The 26,507-nt window shown below is 51.1% G+C and carries 22 protein-coding genes; 9 read left to right on the forward strand and 13 right to left on the reverse strand.

Features of this window, described 5'->3' with window-relative positions:
- Nucleotides 1–25: 25 nt before the first annotated feature.
- From ispF to porU, 3 genes are all read right to left on the reverse strand, one after another.
- Nucleotides 26–508: a 2-C-methyl-D-erythritol 2,4-cyclodiphosphate synthase gene (gene ispF, locus DEV76_RS02515; RefSeq protein WP_109694763.1), complete on the reverse strand. Its 483-nt coding sequence runs from the start codon at nt 506–508 to the stop codon at nt 26–28.
- A gap of 95 nt (nt 509–603) precedes the next feature.
- Nucleotides 604–1,773: a type IX secretion system outer membrane channel protein PorV gene (gene porV, locus DEV76_RS02520; RefSeq protein WP_157962680.1), complete on the reverse strand. Its 1,170-nt coding sequence runs from the start codon at nt 1,771–1,773 to the stop codon at nt 604–606.
- 117 nt (nt 1,774–1,890) lie between these two features.
- The gene (gene porU, locus DEV76_RS02525; protein WP_109694767.1) at nt 1,891–5,259 is read right to left on the reverse strand and encodes a type IX secretion system sortase PorU; all 3,369 of its coding nucleotides are present in this window, start codon (nt 5,257–5,259) and stop codon (nt 1,891–1,893) included.
- 172 nt (nt 5,260–5,431) lie between these two features.
- On the opposite strand from porU, the gene DEV76_RS02530 reads away from it, so the two are divergent.
- Entirely contained in the window at nt 5,432–6,982 is a 1,551-nt protein-coding gene (locus DEV76_RS02530) for an SUMF1/EgtB/PvdO family nonheme iron enzyme (protein ID WP_109694769.1), read from the forward strand.
- A 172-nt stretch (nt 6,983–7,154) separates the two neighbouring features.
- Here DEV76_RS02530 and bcp read toward each other — a convergent pair whose 3' ends face one another.
- Both bcp and DEV76_RS02540 read right to left on the reverse strand, forming a co-directional pair.
- Complete coding sequence (gene bcp / locus DEV76_RS02535; RefSeq protein ID WP_109694771.1) at nt 7,155–8,519, reverse strand: thioredoxin-dependent thiol peroxidase; 1,365 nt, start codon at nt 8,517–8,519, stop codon at nt 7,155–7,157.
- Nucleotides 8,520–8,526: 7 nt separating this feature from the next.
- The gene (locus DEV76_RS02540; protein WP_157962681.1) at nt 8,527–10,224 is read right to left on the reverse strand and encodes a M23 family metallopeptidase; all 1,698 of its coding nucleotides are present in this window, start codon (nt 10,222–10,224) and stop codon (nt 8,527–8,529) included.
- Between the two features lie 121 nt (nt 10,225–10,345).
- Here DEV76_RS02540 and DEV76_RS02545 point away from each other — a divergent pair, with 121 nt between their 5' ends.
- Nucleotides 10,346–10,753, forward strand: coding sequence for a DUF4332 domain-containing protein (locus tag DEV76_RS02545; RefSeq protein ID WP_109694773.1), 408 nt, complete (start codon nt 10,346–10,348; stop codon nt 10,751–10,753).
- Nucleotides 10,754–10,808: 55 nt separating this feature from the next.
- On the opposite strand, the gene DEV76_RS02550 is transcribed toward DEV76_RS02545, so the two are convergent.
- The 6 genes from DEV76_RS02550 to DEV76_RS02575 form a co-directional block, all read right to left on the reverse strand.
- A complete protein-coding gene (locus DEV76_RS02550) occupies nt 10,809–11,627 on the reverse strand; it encodes a hypothetical protein (RefSeq protein ID WP_109694774.1) in 819 nt (272 codons plus the stop codon).
- Between the two features lie 81 nt (nt 11,628–11,708).
- Nucleotides 11,709–12,512: an ABC transporter ATP-binding protein gene (locus DEV76_RS02555; protein WP_109694775.1), complete on the reverse strand. Its 804-nt coding sequence runs from the start codon at nt 12,510–12,512 to the stop codon at nt 11,709–11,711.
- Nucleotides 12,512–13,294, reverse strand: coding sequence for an ABC transporter permease (locus tag DEV76_RS02560; protein WP_109694776.1), 783 nt, complete (start codon nt 13,292–13,294; stop codon nt 12,512–12,514). Before DEV76_RS02560 ends, DEV76_RS02555 begins: the two co-directional genes overlap by 1 nt.
- 63 nt (nt 13,295–13,357) lie before the next feature.
- A complete protein-coding gene (locus DEV76_RS02565; protein ID WP_109694777.1) occupies nt 13,358–15,124 on the reverse strand; it encodes an OmpA family protein in 1,767 nt (588 codons plus the stop codon).
- 63 nt (nt 15,125–15,187) lie between these two features.
- Nucleotides 15,188–16,174, reverse strand: a complete 987-nt coding sequence (locus DEV76_RS02570) for a PspA/IM30 family protein (protein ID WP_109694778.1) — start codon at nt 16,172–16,174, stop codon at nt 15,188–15,190.
- A gap of 6 nt (nt 16,175–16,180) precedes the next feature.
- A complete protein-coding gene (locus DEV76_RS02575) occupies nt 16,181–16,843 on the reverse strand; it encodes an intermediate filament family protein (protein WP_157962682.1) in 663 nt (220 codons plus the stop codon).
- A gap of 330 nt (nt 16,844–17,173) precedes the next feature.
- On the opposite strand from DEV76_RS02575, the gene gldA reads away from it, so the two are divergent.
- From gldA to DEV76_RS02610, 7 genes are all read left to right on the forward strand, one after another.
- Nucleotides 17,174–18,076 (forward strand): gliding motility-associated ABC transporter ATP-binding subunit GldA, encoded by a 903-nt coding sequence (gldA, locus tag DEV76_RS02580; protein WP_109694780.1) that lies wholly within the window; start codon nt 17,174–17,176, stop codon nt 18,074–18,076.
- Between the two features lie 51 nt (nt 18,077–18,127).
- Nucleotides 18,128–19,420 (forward strand): phosphopyruvate hydratase, encoded by a 1,293-nt coding sequence (gene eno, locus DEV76_RS02585; RefSeq protein ID WP_109694781.1) that lies wholly within the window; start codon nt 18,128–18,130, stop codon nt 19,418–19,420.
- 94 nt (nt 19,421–19,514) lie between these two features.
- A complete protein-coding gene (locus DEV76_RS02590; RefSeq protein WP_109694782.1) occupies nt 19,515–19,838 on the forward strand; it encodes an FtsB family cell division protein in 324 nt (107 codons plus the stop codon).
- A 236-nt stretch (nt 19,839–20,074) separates the two neighbouring features.
- Nucleotides 20,075–20,218 carry a hypothetical protein gene (locus tag DEV76_RS02595; protein WP_157962683.1) on the forward strand — a complete coding sequence of 48 codons (144 nt, stop codon included), beginning with the start codon at nt 20,075–20,077 and terminating at the stop codon, nt 20,216–20,218.
- An 18-nt stretch (nt 20,219–20,236) separates the two neighbouring features.
- Entirely contained in the window at nt 20,237–20,881 is a 645-nt protein-coding gene (gene nth, locus DEV76_RS02600) for an endonuclease III (RefSeq protein ID WP_109694784.1), read from the forward strand.
- Between the two features lie 70 nt (nt 20,882–20,951).
- Entirely contained in the window at nt 20,952–22,139 is a 1,188-nt protein-coding gene (locus DEV76_RS02605; RefSeq protein WP_232826855.1) for a nucleoside permease, read from the forward strand.
- Between the two features lie 23 nt (nt 22,140–22,162).
- On the forward strand, nt 22,163–23,353 hold the full coding sequence (locus tag DEV76_RS02610) for a Gfo/Idh/MocA family protein (RefSeq protein ID WP_109694786.1): 1,191 nt from the start codon (nt 22,163–22,165) through the stop codon (nt 23,351–23,353).
- A 535-nt stretch (nt 23,354–23,888) separates the two neighbouring features.
- Here DEV76_RS02610 and DEV76_RS02615 read toward each other — a convergent pair.
- Nucleotides 23,889–24,485, reverse strand: a complete 597-nt coding sequence (locus DEV76_RS02615; protein WP_157962684.1) for a DUF6134 family protein — start codon at nt 24,483–24,485, stop codon at nt 23,889–23,891.
- An 88-nt stretch (nt 24,486–24,573) separates the two neighbouring features.
- Nucleotides 24,574–26,421 (reverse strand): 2-oxoacid:acceptor oxidoreductase subunit alpha, encoded by a 1,848-nt coding sequence (locus DEV76_RS02620; RefSeq protein WP_109694788.1) that lies wholly within the window; start codon nt 26,419–26,421, stop codon nt 24,574–24,576.
- Between the last annotated feature and the right edge of the window lie 86 nt (nt 26,422–26,507).

A 26,507-nucleotide genomic window follows, 5' to 3' on the forward strand; every position in this document is an offset into this window, starting at 1 on the left:
AAGGTAACAGTTATCTATAAAAAGGTTATTGCTTTTCGAGGAGCACGTTGGCGTAAGCTACAACGCCTTCCTCCCGTCCTACGAAACCGAGTTTTTCGGTGGTGGTGGCTTTGATGGAAATCTCTTCCACCGTGAGCCCCAGTCTTCCTGCAATTACTTCCTGCATCTGCGGAACATATGGCCTGATCTTAGGAGCCTGCAGGCAGAGGGTTGCATCTACATTCACCACACTGTAGCCTTTCTCTTTGATAAGTTCAGCGCAGCGGGAAAGCAATATTTTACTGTCGATATCTTTATAGGTATTATCCGTATCGGGGAAATGTGTTCCGATATCACCGAGGGCAGCAGCACCCAGCATGGCGTCGCAAATGGCGTGGAGCAGTACATCCGCATCGCTGTGCCCGAGGGCGCCCTGCGTATGAGGCACCAGCACACCTCCCAGCCAGAAATCACGGCCGGGTACCAGCTGATGAAAATCTACTCCCAATCCAATCCTTAACTTACTCATTATCCTGTTTTTTTTGCAGTTCCGTAAAATAATAAATCCCCCTAAAGACCGGAGGATTTATTGCATCTTAAAGTTATTATGGCAAATATACTGTACTATTCCTCATTAGCGCCCAAATCAAACGTCAGCGAGAACCGCAGCGTGTTGGACAGCGGATTCCGCTGTATCCCGGTGCCGGAAGGCACGAGGTATGAAAAATTCAGGCCGAAGATATTGTATTTAACACCAACACCGGCTGTAAAGTATTTGCGGTTTCCTTTGGTAGCGTGCTCGTTATAATAACCGGCGCGTACCGCGAAAAGCTCGTTATACATGTATTCTGCACCTACGGAATACATCAGCTCCTGTAATTCTTCCTTAAAGCCGTTGGGCGCATCACCGAAAGAGCTGAACATCCCTTCCAGCATGCTTTTGTTGGGCAGGTAAGCAGAGTCTCCCACATATTGAACAGAGGGCACCATCAGCTTATTGATATCTGCCGTGAAAGTCACTTTATTATATTCATCGATCCCTATCATGTAAGCCGCACCCAGCCCGAGGTTGGTGGGGAGGAAATCTTTCTGCGCGGATTGCGTATAGGAGATACGGTTACCGATATTGGTGATGGCGATACCAGCGCTGAAGTTGTTCATTACACCGTTATCTTTCTCGATATCTTTTGTATAGAAAGCCGAAAGGTCTGCAGCAATGGAACGCCCGGGGCGGATGGTCTGGTCATTAATAGTACCGCTGGCCAGGCTGGAGTGGATATACCGGGCGGTAACACCAATAGACCAGTTGGGGCTCAGTTTGCGGGCATAACCACCATCAATGGCGAATTCCCGGGGGCGGAAATTACCATCGAACTGGCCGTTATTGTTCCGGAACTCAATATCTCCCAGTGAGAAATAGCGGAGAGAACCGCCAATGGACTGGTTTTCATCTATCTGCGTATATCCCGCTAACTGCGCGAGAAACACATCGCTCACCAGCTCTTTCAGCCAGGGGGTATAAGTTACGGCAACTGATGTCTTCTTTTTTGCGAAAGGAAGTTTGGAAAGGTTCCAGTAAACTGAATTGGCGTCTGGGGAAATTGCAACGCCTGCGTCGCCCATTGCACCGCTCCTGGCATCCGGGGAGATTCGCAGGAATGGAACAGCCGTGCTGATCACATTCACCCTGCCATCTACAGGTCCCGGTCCGGGGTCGAGTTGGGCAAACGAGCGCTGAGAGCTTAGGCACAGGGAAGAAATGCAAATAACAGCTGTCGTTATCCTAGAAAACATGCAATACTATTTAGTTAGCTTAAATGTAAAAATAATGTCTAATTTATTAAAAGCAATAAACGGCGGTAAAGCGCATAATATTATTTGCTTAAATATATTCATTTTACAGTATACAATTTAATATAATATTAGCTTACCGCCCAAAAACCTTTGGCCACCATCCTTTTTGCTCAAGCTGATTTGATAGAAGTAGATTCCAGGGGTCAGTCTTGCTCCCGAACTGGCGCTCGTATTCCAAGGTATATCCCCAAAACGGCCGTTATCTGTATTTATTGTGCTTCTCAATCGTTTCACTGGCTGTCCGGAGGCTGTAAAGATAGTGATAACCACGTCAACATCAACATGCTCCCAGGGCGCCCTGATCATAAACCGGGTGAATCCGTTTGCCGGGTTGGGGTAATTCCAGACCTCCGGCCCGCTTTCCGCACCGCCCACCATAAAACGCAGTACCCGGTCTGAGGCATTGTTCCTGGTATCCCAGGCCCTTATCCGCAGGGTATGAACACCGGGAGACAGTCCGGCCAGCGGGAAGCGGACCGTACCTTCCTGCCAGGTTCCCAGGCTGGCGTTGTAATAATCATTGAGTATGAAAAACTGTGTGCTGTCGTCCAGTACTGCCGTCAGATCGTGACCGATGCCATTACCCGATACATTGATCCCGGAAACATCTTTCAGCCGCAGTAATAATACGGGTGAAGCTGAAGTACTCCCTCCGTCCGTAAATCCTTCATGATCCATCCATGCGCCGATTTTCGGGCCTTGTGTATCCTGCTGCTGTCCTTCTGCAGTTCCTGAAAGGCGCATCCCTTTCCAGGCACCTCCTGCATCGCGGGTATCACTTTCTGCATAAAAACGCATCACTGCCTGACCTCCTGATTGCGACATATCTTTAGGGACTATGAACCCCGATTTCCAGCGCCCTGCAATTACAGTATCTGATCCGCGATACAGCACCCTGTCGTCTTCCACGAATGGCACACGGCTGCTTCCGGCATCATTACCACGGGTATATTGCAGGCCCGGCACATCACTCACCGTGATCTTCACCCTGCCGTTAAAATCCCCGAGTACTGAACCGGCTCCATTCCGTACGCTACCCGATAATCGGTAGAACCCCATTGCTTTCAGGGAATCCGTTTCACGCGCTACTGCACCGTTAACAGAATCGAGGAATACACGTTCTTCCGGGAAGGCGATGGCCATGGCGGGGTCGCCCAGCAGCTGAAACTTCCGGTTATTAATTACATCGGGAGACTGTACATAAGTTGCATTCTTTGCCCGCATGGCGCCTTCTCCCAGCAATGGCATTTTCCCTGAAGCATCGGGCCGTAGTGCCTCCCTGAAATAATTGGCGTTCATCACTTTATTGGATGCAGCCAGTACGGCACGGGTAGTAGAAAGCAAAGCGATTGCACCGCCCTGTTTACGCAGGAGCAACTGGCTTCCCAGCGGCTGTATCTCCGGCTGGTCGAACGGGGCAAAATCACAGGTAGCGGTAATCAGCAACGGCGGCCGGTCCGTATTATCCCATTGTGCGGCCGAAGCTTCGCTCAGTATTACTTCTTCTGCCAGCCGCGATGCACTGCCGTGGCCACTGTAGTTCCAGATAAGGTTACCGCTGTTCATCCGTTCCCGGATGGCATCGTTTACTGCCGGATACCTGCTCCCTGAGGCTCCGGGTTCCTGAGGAAAGGCGTCGAGGTAGATTTTACGGATATGAAAACCAGGCACTTCCTCTGCCAGCATATGCGCTACCGCTTCCGCATCTTCGAGATGCAGGTTATTATCTTCATCGTCTGCTACAAAGGTTATCTCCTGCCGCCAGGGACCGTAAGTGGCAGCGGATTGATACCTGATGATCTTCTCCACGGCATCCGCGGCTTCTTCGGGTGTGGAAACCGGGAGCCGGCCTACCGCAACATCGAGCAGGGAGCCGTGCCGGGAAATATCGTCGTTATCATCAAGGAAGGCGTAAAAATCGTCGGAGGGGTGGGTATTGAGGCCATGGAGGGAAACGGGGCTTTGCCAGACGGGAACCAGTGTGCTTCCCGCACCTTTATACCTGTAACCGGCGCGCCCCATGAGCAGCACGAAGCGCAGCTTTTTACGGTCGTAGTGCATTTTCAGGAAATCCCGAAGAGCGGAAGGGTCTGCCACTCCGCTGCCAAACTCGTTCCATATCTGAGCGGGAGGTACACAGGCTACGGTGAGGCCCTGATGGCTGCGGCGCCAGGCTGCCAGCTTTTCTGCCTGCGGTAAGAATGCCGGCGGGGCGATGATCAGCATTTCTACAGGCTCCTGGCCGTGGAGGTCCTGGTTTTCAACCGAACCGATATAATCAGGCTCCGGTATTGCATCCGGCTTAAAGGCCGCGAATTCACGTAATATACCCGCATCGCGGGAAAAGCGGAGACTACCTGCAATGAGATCTGTTGACAGCTTTACGGGGCGCCGGGGATCCGTTACATCCCAAACAACCGTATTCCCATCGGCACCCGCCACTTCGAAACCAGTGATTTTACCGGCCCCGTAATTGCGATGGTCCCGAAAGAGGAGCGCTCCCTGTGCAGGGAGCCTTAGCGGCGCCAGGCCTTCCACTGTAAAATAATCGATCCAGCCCTGTGCGCTTGCGTTGCCGGCGAAGGTAACGGAGAGGTCGGCCGGGGCAATAACGTTAAAGGAACCGGTTACCGTGGAGGCGTAAGTATCAAATATATTACCGGGAACGGCTGGCGGGAAGAGGGTTCCCAGCAACTGTCCGTTAGCGGAGAGGTCAAATTTAGTAGCCGAGGTGGATCTGGCGGCGAAACGGGCATGGAGTACTCCCTGGCGGAGGTTTTCCGGAGCGTCCATGCGGAACGTCCGCGTAAGGGCATCTTCCGGGAGGGAGGAAAAACGTTCTCCCATCCATTGCCTGCCTCCGGAGAGGATATTATGCCGGTCTGCCTCATACACTCCCCGGAAGCTGTATTCTTTCTCCCAGATGGCGACCACCGGCTTAGCAGGATCAGCAGCCACGCGCAGGCCCTGGTTACCTACAGTAATAAAATAACAGGTGGAATCGGCGTAGATATTAGGCAAATGCTCCCATGTACTGCCGGAGCGTTGCCACCGGAGTGGGCCGGGGGCGTAAAATAAAATATGATCGTTACCGTTTAAGATACCGTCGCCCCCATCGATCACCGAGACAGCGATTTCGGGGAGGTCATCGGGGCGGGGGATGGCATTATCTTCCGGGATGGTGGCACCTCCGGTACCGAAGAGGCGGATGGAAGAGGAAGGTTGCCCTTCTGCGGGCAGCCCCCAGTTGCGGAGAAGCTGAAGGGAGATGCGGTACACGCCGGCACGGGGTACGGAGAGCTTTCGCCATTGGCCTTCTGCCAATACCGAATGGGTGGTATATTGCCTTTGGGCCACGGTTTTCAGGGTGGGTAAAAGGCAGGCAGAAAGGAGGAGAAAGCGGATTTTCCGGGAGGCGGTTCGCATAAAGGCGGAAAGCTTGTACTTTATACAAACCTAATATATATCAGTGAGTTTCGCAACGCCCGTTACAAGCACTTATTTACAGATTATTTATTTTTGCTATAAAATAAAAAGAATTACATTTGCGTTTACCTATTTGAATACCTAAATTGTATCGATCAAAAGCTGATTTCGCATGCATAGATTAACCTCCTTATCCTTGATTGTGGGCGCTGGCGTGATAATGTCCATGTCTGCCTGCAGCAAGAACGGCGGCGGGCTGTTCGGCAAGAAGAAAGAATCTTCTTCTGCTACAGGCTGGGCGTATAACGACCCCAAAATGGGTGGTTTCTCCGTTGCCAAGAGCAAGGACCAGTTCACCGGTCCGGGCCTTGTGTTCGTTCAGGGCGGCACGTTCGCCATGGGCGCCACGGAACAAGATGTGATGGGCGACTGGAACAATATTCCCCGCCGTATCACGGTTTCTTCATTCTATATCGACGAGAATGAGGTTTCCAACATTAATTACCGCGAATACCTTTTCTGGCTGAACCGTGTATACGGGGAATCCTTCCCGGACGTATACCGCGGCGCTTTGCCCGACTCCCTCGTATGGCGCAGTGAGCTGGCTTATAACGAGCCGCTGGTGGAGTACTACTTCCGCCACCCTGCTTACAACGATTATCCGGTAGTAGGTGTTTCCTGGAAACAAGCCACCGATTACGCTAAATGGCGCTCCAACCGTGTAAACGAAAAACTGCTCATCGACGCCGGCCTGCTTTCCCAGGCAGACATCATGAACCAGGCAGACGACAACACGTTTGATTCCAAAGCCTACCTGGCCGGCCTTTACGAAGGCACTCCGGGCAAGATGTCTAAAAGCGCCAAGAAGCAATTCTCTAATGCCGACGGATCTCCCCGCGGCGCTCAGTTCGAAGATGGTATCATGCTGCCTAACTACCGCCTCCCCACAGAAGCGGAATGGGAATACGCAGCACTCGGATATATCGGTCAGAACCCCAACCCTTCCAAGAAAGAAGGTAAACGCGGGGAAGAGCTGATCCTCAACAAACAGATTTATTCCTGGGGCACCAATAACAGCGGTCTCCGCGATATCCGCCGCGGTAACTGGCAGGGCCAGTTCCTGGCGAACTTCAAACGCGGATCGGGTGACAACATGGGTATGGCCGGTGGTCTTAACGACCGGGCTTCCATTCCTGCTCCCGTTCGCTCCTTCTTCCCCAACAACTTCGGTGTATATAACATGTCCGGTAACGTGAGTGAGTGGGTGAATGACGTTTACAGACCGCTGACTACCATAGACGGTGACGACTTCAACTACTTCCGCGGTAACAAATTCCAGACTGTATACCAGAATAGTGATAAGGAATTCGAGAAAGACAGCCTGGGTGTACTGAAGATGCGTGATGTAACCGACGAAGAGTCTGCCAGCCGCCTCAACTACCAGAAAGGTGACGTAATCAACTACCTTGATGGTGACTCCCTTTCACTGGTTGAATATGGTTACGGTGTAACTACCCTGATCAACGATAAATCCCGTGTGATCAAAGGTGGTAGCTGGAACGACCGTGCATACTGGCTCTCTCCCGGCTCACGCCGCTACATGCAGGAAGAAATGGCTACCAATACAGTAGGCTTCCGTTGTGCGATGGACCGTGTAGGCAGCCCCGAAGGCAACAAGTTTAAAACGGGTCAGGCTTTCCGCGCACAGCGCCAGAAACGCTAATCCGATCAATAGCATACGAAAGAGAAAGGCTGACCATTTGGTCAGCCTTTCTCTTTTAAGCCAGGTTAAAGTATTTCCCTCAGCGATTGTCTGGTACGTTACAGATGTTCATTAAAGGAAAGGCTGACCTTATTGGTCAGCCTTTCCTTCGTAATATTCAAACTACTCCCGTTTAGCGTTTTTTAGCTTTAGCCTTGGGAGCTGGTTTTCTTTTAGGTGTACCCCATCCGGCAGGCCTGGGCTCGGAAGCGCTCTTCTTAACAGCGGGTTTTGCTTTAGCGGCAGCTTTCCTGGCTACCGGTTTTGCTTTCACCTTTGCCTTTGCCTTAGGTGCCGGCTTAGCCTTTACTGCAGCTTTAGCTTTAGCCTTGGGAGCGGGTTTAGCTTTTGCTGCCACTTTAGCCTTTGCCTTAGGTGCCGGCTTAGCCTTTACTGCGGCTTTCGCTTTTCCTTTTATAGCTGGTTTTGCTTTAACAGCTGCTTTTTTAGCTACTGGTTTCACTTTAACGGCTGCTTTTTTAGCTGCCGGTTTTGCTTTAACAGCGGCTTTCTTAGCAGCGGGCTTCGCTTTCACAGCAGCCTTTTTAGCCACCGGTTTCGCTTTAGCGGCTACTTTCTTAGCTACAGGTTTAGCTTTAGCGGCTGGTTTCGTTTTAGCAGCAGCTTTTTTAGCTACAGGCTTGGCTTTAACAGCAGCTTTTTTAGCAGCGGGCTTTGCTTTGGCAGCAGCCTTCTTAGCAGCAGGAGCGGCTTTGGCGGCAGCTTTCTTAGCAACAGGTGCAGCCTTCACAGCAGCTTTTTTGGCAGCAGCGGGCTTAGCCTTGGTTGCGGCCTTCGCTTTGGGAGCGGGCTTTGCTTTAACGGCGGGCTTCTTTGCGGCAGGGGCTGCTACGGGTTCTGCTTTCTTCTCAGCAGGAGCCGCAGCTTTTTTCTTAACCACTTTCCTTGCGGGAGCGGGAGCTGCAGGAGCAGGCTCAGCGGTTTCCGTTGCGGCGGCAGGTGCAGCCACTTCAGCAGGAGCCGGAGCAGGTTCTTCCTTCTCAGCGGGCTTCACATCTTCCCAGCCATCGGTATTCCCTTCCCACAGTGCAATAATCTCGCGGGCATGGTCTCCGGTGTCGGGCTTTTCGATTACGTTGGCAAGGATGCCGTTTTCATCGATGAGGAATGTGGTGCGGTGGGTTCCGTCGTAAGTACGGCCCATAAATGTCTTCTCTCCCCAAACGCCATAGGCATTCAGGATTTCGTGGCTGGTATCCACGAGAATGGGGAACGGCAGGTCGTACTTGTCGCTAAACTTCTTATGGCTTTTTTCGTCATCCTCACTTACACCGATCACCGCATAGCCTCTGTTCAGAAGCTGTGTGTGATGATCACGAAGATTGCAGGCCTGGGTTGTGCAGCCTGGCGTCATGTCGTGGGGATAAAAATAGAGGATGACTTTCTTTCCTCTGAAATCGGCCAGCGATATGGTATTACCATGCTGGTCCACGGCGGAAAAGTCGGGGGCGCTTGCCCCAGGTTGCAGATGCGTCATGGTTTAACTAGCGTTTAAACGTCAATGTATATGTGGATGAGTTGTTCGCGATGTCCGTCACGGTGAGCGTAAGGGTATGCGTCCCGGGAGGGCAATGCTTATCAAAATTATAAGAAACTACGTTACTTTTTCGCGAAAAGCGTAACCATTTTCCATCCAGTTCCGCACGGTAGGATTTTATCCCGCTCCCGTCGCTCATACTGAATGCAATACGGCCTGCCCCGCCAAGATTTGCGCCCTGTTTAATTCCCCCAAGCGGCGTGATTTTAGGTGCTGTGGTATCTGCCAGCAGTTGAAAATCTCCCAGATCCCGCGAGGTACCGCGGTACCAGCCGTCTTCTTCTGCCGTAACCGCCATTACACTTTCCCCAAATCCCTGCCTGTGCAGCACCAGCCTGTCGCGCAGATGTGCCGGAACGGGCCTCGATGGCTTAATACGGAGGTTGAAACCCGTATGCAGCGGTACCAGTGCGGAATGCAGCCTGAAGATATTGGAATACCCGCCGGCAGAAGCGATCTCAGAATACCGGAAACAGATCTGGTCGTACAGCAGCCCTTCATCCAGACTAAACTCCACCTGGTTGTTCTCGAATATATTCATGGATTCAGGGAACATCCTGTTGGCGCAGGCCGCTTCTGCAGCCTTACTGCCGCTTTGCTGCAGCGTGAGCTTTACATCAGATTTGTTACCGTATGCGTCCGTTACCCGGAGAGTTACAGGGTGAGGCTGCCCGTCAGACAGGTCGATCGTACCATCGCCTTCCACGTCGTGATAAATGCCCAGCTGATTCCCCGGGAGGGCAAATAGCAGTTGCACATACGGGCCGCCGCCTTTTTTCATTTTATAGTCGATGTGCGCGTTGAGGTACCGCGTTTCGTCGTATCCGATATTATCCAGCTGGAAGCCCATATCTACCGCCCCGTCGCGGATGAGCATGGCTTCGTAGATGCCATTGGGGTTGGCAGAATTGCTCTGGCGGTCGAGGGCGCTGATGCCCAGGCTTACTTTATCGGTAGCTACCTGAACGAGGGGTTTAGCGGCTACAAAACCACCTTCCTTCGTACGTTTTACGGGTACTACCACCGGTGTTTGTTCAAAAATGCTGCGGTTGCGGTCGTACACCACCACGCGGGAAATCTCCGGGTCGCGGGTATCGGGGATATTGAAACCGAAAAGCATCCCGTTCAGGGGCTTTTCCGTTTGTGTATCGCGGATCTCGAAGTGGAGGTGCGGACCGGCAGAGCCGCCAGTATTACCGCTCCAGGCTATGAAATCGCCCTTTTTAACCGGGAAAAGATTAGCGGGGATATCCAGGCTCACAGCCCATGATTCCTGCTCGTATTGCTTCCGTTCGAGGTATTCCTCGAGCAGGGGGGTAAACTTATTCAGGTGGGCGTATACGGTGGTATATCCGTTGGGGTGGGTGATGTAAAGCACATTTCCGAAACCGGTGTGCGAAACGCCCACACGGCTCACATAGCCCTCGGCAGCCGCGTGTACGGGAAGATTCTCGCGCTGTTGCGTCTTTAAATCCAGCCCGGAATGGAAGTGATTGGGCCGTAATTCACCGAAATTACCGGCCAGCTCCATGGGAATATTCAACGGGTTTCTGAAATAGCCTTTCGGGTAATGCTTCTCCGGCAGCGACTGCGCCTGCACAAGCTGCGGGAGCAATAGCAAAAGTGCGATCGATCTTTTCATCATGCAAATGTAATGGTTAAAGAAGTGACAGACAGCCATCTTCCATGATTGACAGCGAATTAACATATTTTTTGTCAACAGCTCTGCACTTTTCCTTAATTTCCATTCACCAAAACATCCGCATATGAGCTACCCGATACAAGAGATCCAGGGCATAGGGCCCAACTACGCAGGAAAACTGAAAGGCATTGGCATCGATACCGTGTCTAAATTGCTGCAGGATGGCAGCCTTAAAAGCGGCCGTTCCCGCATTGCAGAATCTACCGGAATCCCCGAAACACTCATCCTCACATGGGTGAACCATGCAGACCTTATGCGCCTGAACGGCGTGGGCGACCAGTTTGCCGAGCTGCTAGAAGCAGCCGGCGTAGATACCGTTAAAGAGCTGCGCAACCGTAATGCAGAAAACCTTTACGCCAAGGTAACTGAACTGAACCAGCTGAAAAATCTCAGTGGCCGGCCCCCTTCGCTCTCAGAAATCCAGAGCATGATTGACCAGGCCCGCGACCTGGAGCCTGCCGTCGCTTATTAAAATCTCAAACCAACGTCAACGAAAAGGGCGGGGAACTTTCCCCGCCCTTTTTAATTTATTTACCAGCTTTCGCTTCCTGCTCTGCCTTCCACTTCTCCAGCGCCTCCAGCTTCTTGTTCTGTTCGATCAGGTACAAGGTTAGCTCTTCTACTTTCGCCAATAGTTTCTTGTTCATCTCTCCCAGTTCAACCCCTTCTTTCTCAACTTCTTTTTCTGAAGGTATATCCTTCAGGTGGCCATTTTCCCGGATATGTTTTTCTACCTCCTGCAAGGAAGGCAACCGGTAATCGCTCCTGAATACATAATCCGCCCATCCGGTGCTGAGTACCTTTACTTTTTTAGAGGTGATGGTGCCGTTGACGGAGAGTTCCGATTGCGGGGCGAGCGTACCAATACCAACCAAACCGGTACTGGTTACATTGATCGCCCCCGAAGCTGGCGCAGCCGTACCCCGTCCGCCAATCCTCATAATACTGCTTTCCTCCTGAATCCAGAAACGGGTATTGCTGGCTGATTGCAGGGCGATCGTGGATTTACCGTTGATGAGATCATAAACATAAAGTTTTCCCGGGAAAGTAGCGCCTCCATAGCCTATGGCCATGCCCGTTTCGGAAAGATAAATCTGTGTAGAATTTGAACCGACCCCGCCTGACAACGATAACGGAATATAAGTATTAGTGGTCCTGTTAAATCCGATAATCCCTGCAATGGGATTCGTGCCAGGAGTTATTACTCCAATTTCTGTAGCAGGCCCAGTGCCTCCGCTCAGATACCAGTCTTTAAAACGGCCTTGCCCTTCCCATTGTGTAGTTGGAGCCTGTCCTTTTGCAATAATCGGGCTGATTGCAAACAATAATAAAAAAAACCTTTTCATAGATATAAGTGATTAACAGGACGCAAGATAAAGTTTTAAAATAAAAAGAGGTCCGGATATCCAGCTCTCTTAATCAAATACTTATAATCCCTTCCGTATCTCATCTATCAGCCCTACGAACTTCGGATCGGTCCGGATATCGGGCTTCCAGGCGAGGCCCATTTCGCAGAGGTCGTACTCCTTCCGGATGGTAGCCCCCACTTTACCTTCTTCCGTCCCCATCAGCCACACTGTGTCCGACACGGCTGCGGCATTCTCAATATCGTGGCTCACCACAATGAGGGTATTATCTTCATGCAAAGTGGAAACTTTCAGCAGCAGTTCGATCACCTTATCGATCATCAGGATATCAAGCCCGGAAAAAGGCTCGTCTAACAGGATAAACCGGTTGCCGGTAAGTACCTGCTGGATGATGCTCACGCGCTGGCGCTGGCCGCCGCTTAACTGAGCCGGATATTTCTTCAGATGGTCGATCAGTTCAAACGTGTTCGCATAATCTTCAATAATGCGTTTCTTCTCCGCCTCACTCAGTGCCACTCCGGAATGATCGAGCCCAATCCGGAGGTTCTGGTAAACGGTGCGGTGCTGGAACAGGATGTAGTTCTGGGGCACAATACCTACCTGACCTGCTTTCACGGGATGCTGGTCGGCCCCTATCCGTACTGTTCCCTGTGTAGGAGGCACGAGCCCTGACAGCACTTTAAACAACTGGGTTTTACCCAGCCCGCTGCGCCCTATCAGCGCAACTACCTGCCCCTGATGCACGCCTTCACGGTGTACATTCCGTATCTGGAAATTGATGTCGCGGAGAATGACCTTTTCACCATACTGCAAATGAATGTTCTCCGCACTCAGCAGTACATGGCTTTTTGTATATGCGTTCATTATCGTGTTTGCAATTTGGTGTAAGGAAATAACCAGTGGCGGAACTGGCCCAGGATGTAATCGAAGGCCATACCCAGTATGAAAATGATGACGAGCAAACCGAACACCACGTCCAGCTGCACATATTTATTGGCTTTTATGAGCATCACGCCCAGCCCCCCTTCACTCATGCTAAGGCCTTCCACAGATGTGATCATGAGCCAGGCGATGGCAAAGTTCTGACGCATCACTTCAAACACCTGATCCAGCCGGCCGATGATAATCACCTCCCACAGGGTCTTCCAGCTGTTCATGCGCAGGGTGGTACACAGTTCATATTCCTGCTTGTTAATCCCTTCGATCACCGATAACAGCGAGGTCACGAAGAAAGGAACGATACCGAATATGAGCAGGCTGATCTTCAGCTGATGCCCGTTTTGCGTAAGCAGCGTAAACAGGAAGATGAGCCCCGTGAGCGTGAGGTACCGGCATTTGACTATAAACCTTGCTATGGGCTGAAAAAACGGCACGATCGACAGATAACTGATCACCAGCGCGATGAGGATGGAAATAACCATCCCTTTCACGGTAAGCGTAAGACTGGCGAAAAGGTTATCGATAAAGTCGGGCATGGTAAATATCCGTCCTATAGCACCCACCACTTTATCCGGCGTAGGTATGAGCCCGCCGCCCGACAGCTGCCAGGCAATGAGTGCCACCGCTGCTTCCGCAACAATCAGCAACAGCATCGTGCGCGGGTTAATGGTGCGCAGTGGCTCGAATATGGATTTGATTTTATTCAATGGTTTCCGGTTTAAGGGATAAGAAAATCCCCGGAATGGCAAGCCACCCCGGGGATACAGCAATTATTTACCCAGTACGATCTGAACACGGCGGTTCTTCGCACGGCCTTCGGCAGTAGCATTGCTCGCTTCAGGACGGGAAGCACCGTAGCCTTTAGACTCCAGGCGGGCAGCGGAAAGCCCTTTACCCTGCAGGTAAGCCACTACGGAAGCAGCACGCTCGTTAGAAAGCTTCACGTTGGCTTCGTCATTACCCACATTGTCGGTATGGCCATATACGCCCAGCTTCAGCCCTTCAGCCACCACGGCACTCTTCAGGATATCGTCCAGCACAGCATAGGATTCAGCACGGATCACAGCGCTGCCGGTCTCAAACTGCACCTGTACGGATTTGGAAGAAACCTCGGAAGTAATCGTATCGGCATACTGCACCTTAATGGCTGCACCTGTCAGCAGTTCGGGATGGTTGCTTACCACGCTGGCGAGGAACGATTTGTCGATCACCTTGTTGTATACCGGGTAGCTGGGTACCAGCTCAGGATACATTTTCACGAGGATGTCGCCGAAAGTACCGTATACTACCTTGTAGCGGTCCAGCTTATCGTCGCCCAGGCCAAACATATTGGCAGCGTCTGCCAGGTTGTAGGCCATGGAACCACCGAGGTGGAGGGTAGTACCCTGCGCATCTTTTTCTTCCACGCCGTTGTAATACTTCAGCCAGTAAGCACCGTCCTGCTCATTGTACACTTTGGCAGATACGTTAGCAGCGAACGCTTTGGCATCGTTGAAAGAGCGTACCTGGTCGCCGGCTTGAGCAAGCGCCATGATGAGGTTCTCTATATCCGTACGGTGGTCGTTGGCGAACTTCTTGATGGTGATCGTGATGTTCGGCATCTGGGCAGCATACTCACGGGTGGTAGCGATATTGATCAGGCCGCCTTTCTTCTGGGCGATATTCACGTCGCCGGGCGTCCAGGTGGCAACACCGTCTACCCCTACTGTTGTGTCTTTCGCAACCTTCTTACCATTTTCCACGAACTTGCGCGTTTCGGCATAACCTGCGATGTACTTGTTGGCAGCATCCAGGAAGTCGTTGGCAGCAATGAGGTTGATGGCGTTACGGTCGAAGGAAGTTTCGTCCGGGTTCACACGGAGACCGTTATCACCGGCCCATTTCACGAGGATGTTCATGTCCCCGTCGCGGAGCACACAGGCAACGGTTTTACCGAGAGCCGCTTTAGGATTGAGCTTCCATTCTGCGGGGCCCATCAGTTTATCTTCACCATAGCTTTTACCCATGGAGTAAAAAGCGACAGGCTGATATTCGGGACCCAGCGGCTCCAGTTCTTTCGACAGTGCGGCAAAGAACATCGGCATACCATCGCCCATGAAAGATGCGAACACACCGGGCGTGTTGGGATCTGATTTGTAATCCTGTGCAAACTTCACCATATCAGCGATGGATTTGTTGCAATCGTCCTGACGCACTACCTCCACCTGAAGTGAAGCTTTATCGATCAGGGAGTTCTTCGTTGTTTTAGGGCCGCCGTTGGCATACATGAGCGGGAATTGCGAGTTCCAGGCCATGATCTTCCAGATGATGCGGGTACCGCCGTTGGCAGATTCATCTGTGGAAGGCAGCTCCAGCTTGGCTGCGTTACCGCTCAGCGAAGCCTCTGGCGCATCGGGGAGACTTACTTTACCGATTTCTGTGGAAGCCTTTGCTTCCTGCGGGCGCTTGTCCCACCATAATACTTTACCGGCGTACAGTCCGCCGAGGAGGATAAGGATACCTACTACTTTACCACCAGGTTTAACTTTAATTGCCATAGTTGGGATTGTTTTAATTTTTGATGTTTGTTCGGAATATGAGATTTGACTTGGGTTATGCGGTTAGCTTAACAGATTATTGTAGCTGTCGTTAGGCAGCGTGCCGGGCGTACGCGGCGTAGTGGAAGGCTCCCACTTCGATACGTCGAGGCGGAATTCCTTGTCCGGATCAAAAGATTCCAGCATCTGGAGGCCCTGCAGCTCATAGGTAGCGTTATCCAGGTCAATGGAGCGCATAAAATCTGTAGAATAGTTGATGGCCTTTTTCATGCTCGAAAGTTTTGTGGCGATGTCTTCCTTCAGGTATTCCATCGACTGTTCCACCATCAGCTTCTTTTCCGGATCACCGTTGAAGATCTTCAGGGCAGAGGTCAGCGCCTTGTTGCCGGACGATACGGATTTATACAGATCCTTTTTCAGCTCAAGTTCGTTACGCGCATCTTCGATCATGTACCCGCTATTCTTATGCACTTTGGTGAGGTAGTCACCGATGCGGGCCAGGTTATCGCGGATGGGGGTCAGCTGCTGGATGTATTCCTTGATCCGCGCAATGTGGCGGGTGGCATTACCCAGCTCGGGAATCATGTTGTTGGTCTGTGCGGCTTTGGCGCGGCTCATGAGCTGTGCCATATCTTTCTCTTTCTCACCGATCTTCAGGTCGATGCGCTCTTTCTGCGCGTCCACGTCTATAGACTGTTTATACAGTTTCTCCCGCTGTTCTTCCATATCGCCGATATAGTCTTCCGCGATAATGAAGGGGTCGAGTTCGATTACCACACCTACGAGTTTCTTCATCAGCCATTCATAGAAATAGAAGAAGCTGAGGCGGAGTTTGCGGTGGGTAACGCAATAGAGGAACACACCGAGTACTACCAGCGCAATACCGAAGTTGATCGTGCTCCATACCACGGCGGCAAGGATAGGGATGATGAAATATCCTGCGGCGATGAGGAGGCCGAGGCCTATCATGATGCCAAATTTGCCGCCTGGCCGTTGCCAGTATGATTTTAATTTTTCATTGCCCGCGGCGGGGAAGATGTTTGTTTCCATAATCGGTTAGAGGGATGTTTGGATTTTTTGAATGTCTGTTTGAATCTTGGTGATCATGGCCTGGCAGGCAATATCGTACCCCTGCCTGCTGGCAGCGATCTTCTGTTCCTGTTCGGCCACCTGTGCCTGTAGTGCTTTCATACCAGTCTGAGCTTTCGTGATTTCTGCTGAGAGGCGTTGGATTTCGCTGGAATGGTCGGCGATCTGCTTTTCCATGTCCGTTATTTCCTTTTTGCGGCCTTCCACTTCGCGGGATGCTTTGTCTTCGGCAGCTTTCAGGAATTCATTCCTGTCCTTTTCTACCATGGCCTGGTAAAGCGCGGCAGTTTCGAGCAGCTTTTCACGTGACAGGCCCTGGATGCTGAGCGTGGCGAATACAGCAGCGATACGCGCTTTTTCGTCAGGCACGTGGGCTTCCAGCGTTTCCATCATGCGCCAGAACTCGAAGTAATCCGGACCGGGCAGGTTAGATGACTCGAATAGGCTTGTGAAGTGCTTTTCAAACTTATCCAGCTCCTCATCCGATATACCGGCGGCAGCCTGTTTCGGACTGGACAGGGGGAATTTTTGGGCAAGTGCATCCCGTGCGGGAGAGCTGCCCGTTTGCAAAGGTTCATTGGGTTCAAATTCCACGAAAAGACCCAATGCCTTCTTTAGAAAGTTCGACATTGACAGGTGATGGGTTTAAGAAAGTCGGCTGAATACCAATCTACACAGTTGAGTGTAAATCTATATATTTAATTGAGAAGGTATGTCGCAGAAATTATATTCTACATCGGTGTGTTATTGAAGACGTAAAATTACACATTTTTCGTCATATGCAAAATATCAGGCCTGTTTGGAAGCGCGTTCTGCTTTGATAAACAATAATCTGGAAGCCTTCTTAACGAAAATCCGAAAACACGGAGGGCTCCGGATTTGAAAATTTATAAGCAGGATGCCTGCGGATTAGCGGTTTACTATATTTTTAACCTAATTTAGTCACCGCAAAAACGACGCATGTCAATCAACGTATCGCAGCTGCTGAAGCAGTATGGAGAGCAAAAAGCGGTGGACGGTATATCTTTCAGCCTGCAAAAGGGTGAGATCGTCGGCTTCCTGGGGCCTAACGGCGCAGGAAAATCCACCACCATGAAGATTATTACGGGATATCTGCCGCCAACGGGGGGCAGCGCATCTGTATGCGGGTATGACGTGGCCACTGCTCCGCTGGAAGTACGCCGCCGTGTGGGGTACCTCCCGGAAGCCAATCCTTTGTATCCTGACATGTACATCCGTGAGTTCCTCGAGTTTGCCGCCGGCATGCATCAAATGGGTAAAGGCACATCCGCCCGGATCGATGAAATGATTGCCCGTACAGGCCTCACTCCCGAACGTCATAAAAAGATCGGCACCCTCTCCAAAGGCTATAAGCAACGGGTAGGACTTGCACAGGCCCTCCTGCATAACCCGGAAGTACTCATCCTCGACGAGCCCACCTCCGGCCTCGATCCCAATCAGCTGGCCGATATCCGCCAACTGATACGGGAACTGGGAGAAAACAAGACGGTGATGCTCTCCACCCACATTATGCAGGAAGTGGAAGCCCTCTGCAGCCGCGCGATCATTATCAATAAAGGGCATATAATTGCCGACAGCGCTATCAGCACCCTCCGGCAGGGAGCCTCCGGGTTTATACAGGTAGCCTTTGCGGAAGAAACCACCCCCGCAGAGCTTGAAAACCTCCCCGGCGTTCAGAAAGTAACCCCGGCGGAAGGGAATACCTGGCGCCTTTACACGACAGAACCCGAAACAGTAAGGAAAAACCTCCTGCAATTCGCTTTGATAAATAACAGGAACATCCTTTCTTTGCAGAGCAATTCACTGTCGCTCGAAGACGTGTTCAGGGAACTGACAAACTAGTGGTAAGAATCGGTCACCTTTTCTAGCATTTAAACAATAAAAATTTTACCCATGAGTATCATTTCAGAGATCCATGCCAGACAGATTTTAGACTCCCGCGGCAATCCCACGGTAGAAGTAGACGTAACTACGGAAGACGGTCACCTCGGCCGCGCAGCCGTACCCTCAGGTGCATCTACCGGGAAACACGAGGCCGTTGAGCTGCGTGATGGCGACAAAGGTGCCTACATGGGCAAAGGTGTTCTCAAAGCGGTAAAAAACGTCAATGAAGTGATCGCTGACGAGCTGATTGGATGGGACATTTCCGACCAGGCCGGTATCGACAAACTGCTGATCGAACTGGACGGTACCGATAATAAAGCCAAACTGGGCGCCAACGCCACCCTCGCTGTTTCTATGGCAGTAGCCAAAGCAGCTGCAGAAGCTTACGGCCTTCCCCTCTTCCGCTACCTCGGCGGCGTTAACGGCACCACCCTGCCGCTGCCCCTGATGAATATCATTAACGGTGGCGCACATGCCGACAATAAGATCGACTTCCAGGAGTTCATGATCGTTCCCGTTGGTGCAGATACTTTCTCCGACGGCCTCCGCTGGGGCGTGGAAGTGTTCCACCACCTCAAAAACGTACTGAAGAAAAAAGGTTACAGCACTAACGTTGGCGACGAAGGCGGTTTCGCTCCCGAAATCCAGTCTAACGAAGAAGCTATCGAAACCGTACTCCAGGCTATCGAAGCCGCTGGTTACAAACCCGGCTCCCAGATCGCCATCGCGCTCGATGCCGCTTCCAGCGAAATGTACAATGAGGCAGACAACACCTACAAATTCTACAAATCCTCCCAGAAAGTAATCTCCTCCGACGAAATGGTAGCTTACTGGGCTGAATGGAGCAAGAAATACCCCATCGTTTCTATCGAAGACGGTATGGCTGAAGACGATTGGAACGGCTGGAAAAAACTTACCCAGTCTATCGGTTCTAACGTTCAGCTGGTAGGCGACGATCTGTTCGTTACCAACGTGAAACGTCTGAAACAGGGTATCGATCAGGATATCGCTAACTCCATCCTCGTGAAAGTAAACCAGATCGGTACCATCACCGAAACCATCAACGCTGTATCCATGGCGCAGAAAGCTGGTTACACTTCCATCATGAGCCACCGTTCCGGCGAAACCGAAGACACTACCATCGCCGACCTGGCAGTGGCATTGAACTGCGGTCAGATCAAAACCGGTTCCGCTTCCCGTACAGACCGTATGGCCAAGTACAATCAGCTCCTCCGCATCGAGGAACTGCTGGACAGCAGCGCCATTTATCCGAAAAATTCCATTAAATTTGGTAAGAAATAATTATTCTTTCCACTGCGTTTAATTAGTGGTCACATACAATTCATTCCGGGCACTGTCTTCAGTGCCCGGATTTTATAAGTAAACTGGTGCGATTATGGAGACGACGAAGAAGAAAGGGTTTAAATTCCCCCGCTGGGCACGGAACAAATACATCATCAGCTGTATCCTTTTCGGAGGCTGGCTCATCTTCCTCGACCGTAATAACGTCCTTTACCAGTTCCAGCTTTACCGCGAAGTAAACCAGCTGGAAGATCAGAAAGCCTTCTATCTCAAAGAAATCGAACAGGACAGGCAGAACCACCAGGACCTGTTCTCCAGCCCCGATAAACTCGAGAAGTTTGCCCGCGAGCAATACATGATGAAAAAAGATGATGAAGATATCTACGTTGTACCCACTCCTCCCGACGCAAAACGTTAACCGCCTGAATATCACCCCACTTCATTTGTTAAAAACTTGCTAAAATCAAAAAAATAGCCTAGTTTAACAATACTGTCCAGCCATTCTCCGTTATCTATCTGTATCTGAATTTCGTGACCGGGATTTGTTTAATCCATTTAACAACTAACACAACCATCAAACGCATGAGCAATTCTACCCTGCCTTTTTCTGCCCGTCAAGGCGCATTAACCGATCCTACACAAAAAACCATGCATATGCCAGAGCAAGATTTGGTGCGTGAAGAAAAGCAATTGCATCTGCAAACACACCAGGCGCTGGATACCATCCGGTACAGCCCCCGCACGTCTTCACTTACCGCCATCTTCGATTACGCGCAAGACGCCGCTAAAGACCGCTAGTTTTATTATTTTGCGGGCATGACGAAAAAAGAACGATTCCAGTACGTAATCGATTACTTTGAACACCATGCGCCCGATGCAGAAACAGAACTGCTTTACGACAATCCGTATCAACTGCTGGTTGCCGTAATCCTGTCTGCCCAGTGTACCGATAAGCGGGTCAATCTCACCACTCCCGCCATATTCCAGCAGTATCCGGACATCCCGGCACTCAGTAAGGCCACCTTCGATGAGCTCTTTCCCCTCATCCGGAGTATCAGCTATCCCAACAACAAAACGAAACACCTCATCGGCATGGCCAATATGGTCATGGATGATTTCCACGGCGAAATCCCATCCACCGTGCCCGAACTCGTTAAACTCCCCGGGGTAGGGCGCAAAACCGCCAACGTTATCACCAGCGTTATTTACCAGCAACCCAATATGGCGGTAGACACACACGTGTTCCGCGTTTCCGAACGCCTGGGCCTCACCACCAATGCAAAAACCCCGCTCCAGACAGAACTGCAGCTCCTGAAATATATCCCGGAAGATAAAGTTCATATCGCCCACCACTGGCTCATCCTCCATGGCCGCTACATCTGCATCGCCCGTAATCCCAAATGCGGGGAATGCGGACTGAGGAAAGTGTGCAAATATTATCAGAAGTTGATGAAATCATAAAAAAACGGATTGCAGGGAGAAATACTTTTTTCTATATTGGAGAAATTAAAATAATTTAAAAATTCTCCACGTGAATACTAGTAAAGGCTTTCAGCTATCCTTCATGATGTTCCTAGAATACTTTATCTGGGGAGCATGGTATGTGTCCATGAACAGTTACATGGCTACCAACCTTCAATCTTCCGGTCAGCAAATCAGCTACGCCTACATGGCCCTGGCCGTTGCTACCATGATTTCGCCCTTTTTTGTGGGCATGATCGCAGACCGCTATTTTTCGGCGCAAAAGATCATGGGGGTGCTGCACCTCCTGGGAGCAGGATGCCTCCTGCTGGCTACCACTACCACCTCGAACACCGTTTTCATCGGTATCGTCCTCTTCTATTCCTTATTATATATGCCCACAATTGCCCTGAGCAATTCCGTGGCATTCACCCAGATGCAGGATCCCACCAAGCAATTCCCCCTCATCCGCATGTTCGGCACCGTTGGCTGGATCCTTTCAGGCATCCTCATCAGCTACCTTGGTGTGGAGAAAACGCATTTCATCTTTATCATTGCAGCCGGTGCATCCACCCTGCTGGGGCTATTCAGCTTTACCCTGCCGGATACGCCGCCGCCTGCAAAAAATACTTCCATGACTGCCTCTCAGGCGCTGGGGGCAGAAGCCGTTGTATTATTTAAAGACCGGTCTTACGCCGTGTTCTTCATCGCCGCGGTACTCATCTGCATCCCGCTGAGCTTCTACTATGGGTTCGCCAATCTGTTCCTGAACGAAGCCGGGATGGAAAATGCGGCCGGTAAAATGATCTACGGTCAGATATCCGAAGCCGTCTTCATCCTCGCCATCCCTTTATTACTGAACAGGATCGGTGTTAAAAAGATGCTCATCCTCGGTATGGCGGCCTGGATCATCCGCTATATCTTCTTCGCCAATGGCGACAACGACTCCAACCTCTGGATGCTGTATGCCGGCATTATCCTGCACGGTATCTGTTACGATTTCTTCTTTGTTACCGGTTACCTCTATACGGAAAAGAAAGCCGGTGAAAAGATCAAGAGTGCCGCACAGGGACTGTTTACTTTCGCCACCTATGGCCTTGGTATGGTGATCGGAACTCTCTTCTCGGGAATGGTGGCCGATCATTATGTAACCAACGGCCAGCGCGACTGGAGCCACATCTGGATGGTACCGGTTTATATCGCTGCAGCCGTACTTATTTATTTCATCATTGCCTTCAGGGATAAAAAAACTATCTGATAAACGTATAAATCAATCATACTATGGCGAAAATTGCAATGCTGGGGTCCGGTTTTATCGGACGATTCTATGCAGATTCTCTACAGGGACAAAGAAGCCGGGATAAGATCGTAAGTATCTATTCCCGCCGCGAAGAAAGCGCGAAGAAGTTCGCGGAAGATTACAAATGCGACCACTGGACAACCGACATGGAAGAAGCGATCAACCATCCTGATGTGGATATGGTTTGCATCTCTCTTCCCAACAATCTTCATGAAGCCGCTGTGCTGGCCTGTTGTAAGGCTAAAAAAGCCGTGATGTGTACCAAGCCCCTCGGCCGTAATGCCGAAGAGGCGCAACGCATGATGGAAGCAGTGGAAAAAGCAGGCATCTTCAACGGTTACCTCGAAGATCTGGTGTATACGCCCAAATTCCTTAAAGCGCTCCAGAGCGTAAAAGCCGGAGCACTGGGTAAAATCCTCTGGGCTAAATCCCGCGAAACGCATCCCGGCCCCCACTCAGAATGGTTCTGGGATAAGGAACAGGCAGGTGGCGGCTGTATGCTCGACCTCGGATGTCATTGCGTGGAAATTGCCCGCAGCTTCATCGGGAAAGACATTAAGCCCGTTGAAGTAATGTGCTGGGCCGATACGCAGGTGAAACCCATCGAAGCGGAAGACCATGCCATCGGCCTCGTGAAATACGAAAACGGCGCCATTGGCCAGTTCGAAGTGAGCTGGACCTTCCGCGGCGGCCTCGATCTCCGCGACGAAGTAATGGGTTCAGAAGGCACCATCTGGCTCAACAGCTTCCTCCGTACCGGTTTCGATATGTTCACCACCGGCAAGGGAGCTGATTATGTGGCAGAAAAAGCAGAAAGCAATTCCGGATGGCTCTTCCCCGTGGGCGATGAGCTGAACGAGCTGGGCTACAACCACATGTTCGCAGATATGTTCAATGCCCTGGAAGCTGGTAAAGCGCCCCAGGAAACATTCTACGACGGATACGTGGTAAACGCCATCCTCGATGCCGCCTACCGCTCCTCCACTTCCAAACAATGGGAACCCGTGAAACTCCCCGTTTGGCGCGGACAGGAAGGTGTGCAGAAAGAAAAAGCACTTACCAGCTACAACGACCAGTTCTACCTCATTAAAGAAGAAATGACCCACTTCGGCAGTCAGAAACTGATTCTGAAAGACAAGAAAACCGGTCAGATCATCGAAAAAGTACTGTAAGCCAGATAGCTCTACAAAGAGAAGCCGTCCCACATCTACCCGGGACGGCTTTTTATTTCGGCCTATCCGGCCAATCCTATTCTGATAAGAAGGAAGAAGTCTCACAGATTGGCAGATGCAGGGCTCATTCAGGAACCTTCAGCGCAATTTCAGGACGAGACAAACCCAGCCCAACTTCACGTTGACTTCAGGGGTACTTATGGGTTACTGCAGGGTTAAAGTAGGGGTAAAGCAGGGTAAATGCATATTAACAGGGAACAAATGCAGTGCTGTAGCGGCTTATATACAAGTATGTATACTATAAACATAGAAAGAATATACTTTCAGCTACCATAAAGTAAACCTTAAGTAAGACAACAGTAAACGATAAGTAAATGGTAATTTTTAAAGCTGTAAAGAAGGAGGATATCTTAACCGGCCGATCCTTCAGTCCAACACCCTCAAACCTGTACAATCACTGAGCGCCACTGAAGGATAGCAGGAGGATATCTGGAGGTTATTCAAAATGAGCATGATGACGATAAAATGGCCACATTCATCTCAAAACAAAACGGGCCTTACCCAAGGAGTGGTTCACCTCCACTTCCGTACATTTCCCTTTGCTGTAATGGTATACATTCCTTTTACCTTCCGGCAGCTGCAGCTCATACAGATGGTTCCCGAGGTGGCGGATCACCAGTTCCCTTGCCAGCGTTTCGCTGAAAACGGAATGTACTCCTTCCGGCTCCGTGAAGTAAAGGTCACCTACACTAAAAATAATCCCTGACAGATCAAGGGTTCTGGTTTCCCCTTTATGTACCACCACATATTTTTTTCCCGACTGCCTTACTGAAGTAAGTAACTCGCCCTTACGTTCCGCCCTCGATTCATGCAGCACATTATTCCGGAAAACGGAGGTAATATCCACTTCCATCCGGGCCATCAGCTTAGATTGTATCCTGCTGGACATGGAGTTGGTTCTCCCCTCAGCGGTTTTTGCCTGTTTAACGGTGAGGGTGCCGATGGGATTGGCATTATTGCCAAAGTAGATGTCATATATCTGTGAATGAGGACTTTGGAACGCGGTAGTCAGGTAAAATACCGGCACCAGCGCAAGGATCTTTATTCGGTTAAACGGGAGGCTCAGGTTCATAGCGGAAAGGGTTACGTAAAACAATATACGAAAAAGGCGGTTACCGCTTTTCGCAGCAACCGCCCTTTTTTATCATGACTATATCTACTTACAGTAATTCGCGGATCTTTTCCACCAGTTCGCCTTTGGTAATGGGCACGCCCATTACCTTATTGTAACCTTTGGCGGGGATGAGGAATTGCTCGCGGATGATCTTGATGAGCTGGCCATTGTTGATCTCGGGGATCAGCACATGGTCGTAGCTGTGAAGGATCTCTTCGAGATTGCGGGGGAATGGGCGCAGGTACCTGATGTGTGCGTGCGCCACTTCATGCCCTTCTGCCAGCAGTTCCAGTACAGCACTTTTGATGGCGCCAAAGGTGGAACCCCAGCCCAGCACGAGTACTTTACCTTTTTCCGGTCCTACTTCGATATCCTGCAGCGGAATATGATCAGCGATCTTATCTACTTTCTCCTGACGGATCTTCACCATGAGCTGGTGGTTTTCAGGATCATAGCTTACGTTACCGGTGATGTTCTGCTTTTCCAGACCGCCGATACGGTGCTCAAGTCCGGGTGTACCGGGCACCGCCCAGGGGCGCACCAGGTTCTCATCCCGCTGGTAAGGCAGGAAGGTTTCTTCGTCTTCCGCCAGGCCTTTCTTGAATTTCACTTCAATCTTAGGCAGATCGGCCTGTTTGGGGAAGCGCCATGGCTCTGCGCCGTTGGCGATATAACCATCGCTGAGGAGGATTACAGGCGTCATGTGCTGTACGGAAATACGGAAGGCTTCAAACGCCATATTAAAGCAGTCGGACGGGGTGGCTGCAGCAACTACGGGCATAGGGCATTCGCCGTTACGGCCGTAATAAGCCTGCAGGAGGTCAGACTGTTCCGTTTTGGTAGGCAACCCGGTTGAGGGGCCGCCACGTTGAATATCAATGATCAGCAGGGGAATTTCCAGCATTACGGCCAGTCCCATGGCTTCACCCTTCAGGGCAACGCCGGGTCCGGAGGTGGTGGTAATACCCATATGCCCGCCATAAGATGCTCCAATGGCAGAGGCAATACCGGCAATCTCATCTTCCGCCTGGAAGGTGCGGATGCCGAAGTTCTTGTAGCGGCTCAGTTCATGCAGGATGTCTGACGCAGGAGTGATGGGGTAGGTACCGAGGAAAAGAGGCAGACCGGATTGCTGTCCTGCCGCCACGAGGCCGTAAGACAGGGCGGTGTTGCCGGTGATACTGCGGTAGGTACCGGGTTCCATGCGGGCTTTCTCCACTCTGAACCTGGAGGCGAAGGCTTCTACGGTTTCTGCGAAGTGATACCCAGCCTGCAGTACTTTCACGTTGCTGTCGAGGATATCGGGCTTCTTACCAAATTTGTCGTTGAGGAAGTTGAGGGTGCTCTGCATGTCGCGGTCATAGAGCCAGTAGAGGAAACCGAGCACAAACATGTTTTTGGCGCGGTCTTTCTCTTTCATACCGAGGGTGCTTTCCTTGAGGGCTTCCCGGGTCATTTTAGTGACGTCCATGGTATGGAGCTGGTAATTGACGAGGGACCCGTCTTCCAGGGGATTGATGCCATCGGGATAATTGGCGAGGCGGAGGTTCTTGGCATCAAAGCCATCGGTGTTGGCAATGATGATACCGCCTTTCTTCAGTCCTTTCAGGTTGGCTTTAAGGGCAGCAGCGTTCATGGCTACGAGTACATCGCAGGCATCGCCGGGGGTAAAGATGCGGTTAGATGAGAAGTGCAGCTGGAAGCCGCTCACCCCGGGGAGTGTACCCTGCGGGGCACGGATCTCTGCCGGGAAGTCCGGGAAGGTACTGAGGTCGTTCCCGATCAGGGCCGTATTATTGGAGAACTGCGTTCCGGTCAGCTGCATACCATCGCCGCTGTCGCCCGCGAATTTTATCACTACATCCTCTATCTGTTGAATCGTTCTATCGGACATTGATGTTTGCTTTATGATAATATATATAATGGACAAATACGTTGGCCTGCTGCCCGGGTGCCAGTCCGGTTCCTGCAGGCTTTTTA

The organism is Chitinophaga deserti, from assembly GCF_003149455.1.
Lineage (GTDB): Bacteria > Bacteroidota > Bacteroidia > Chitinophagales > Chitinophagaceae > Chitinophaga > Chitinophaga deserti.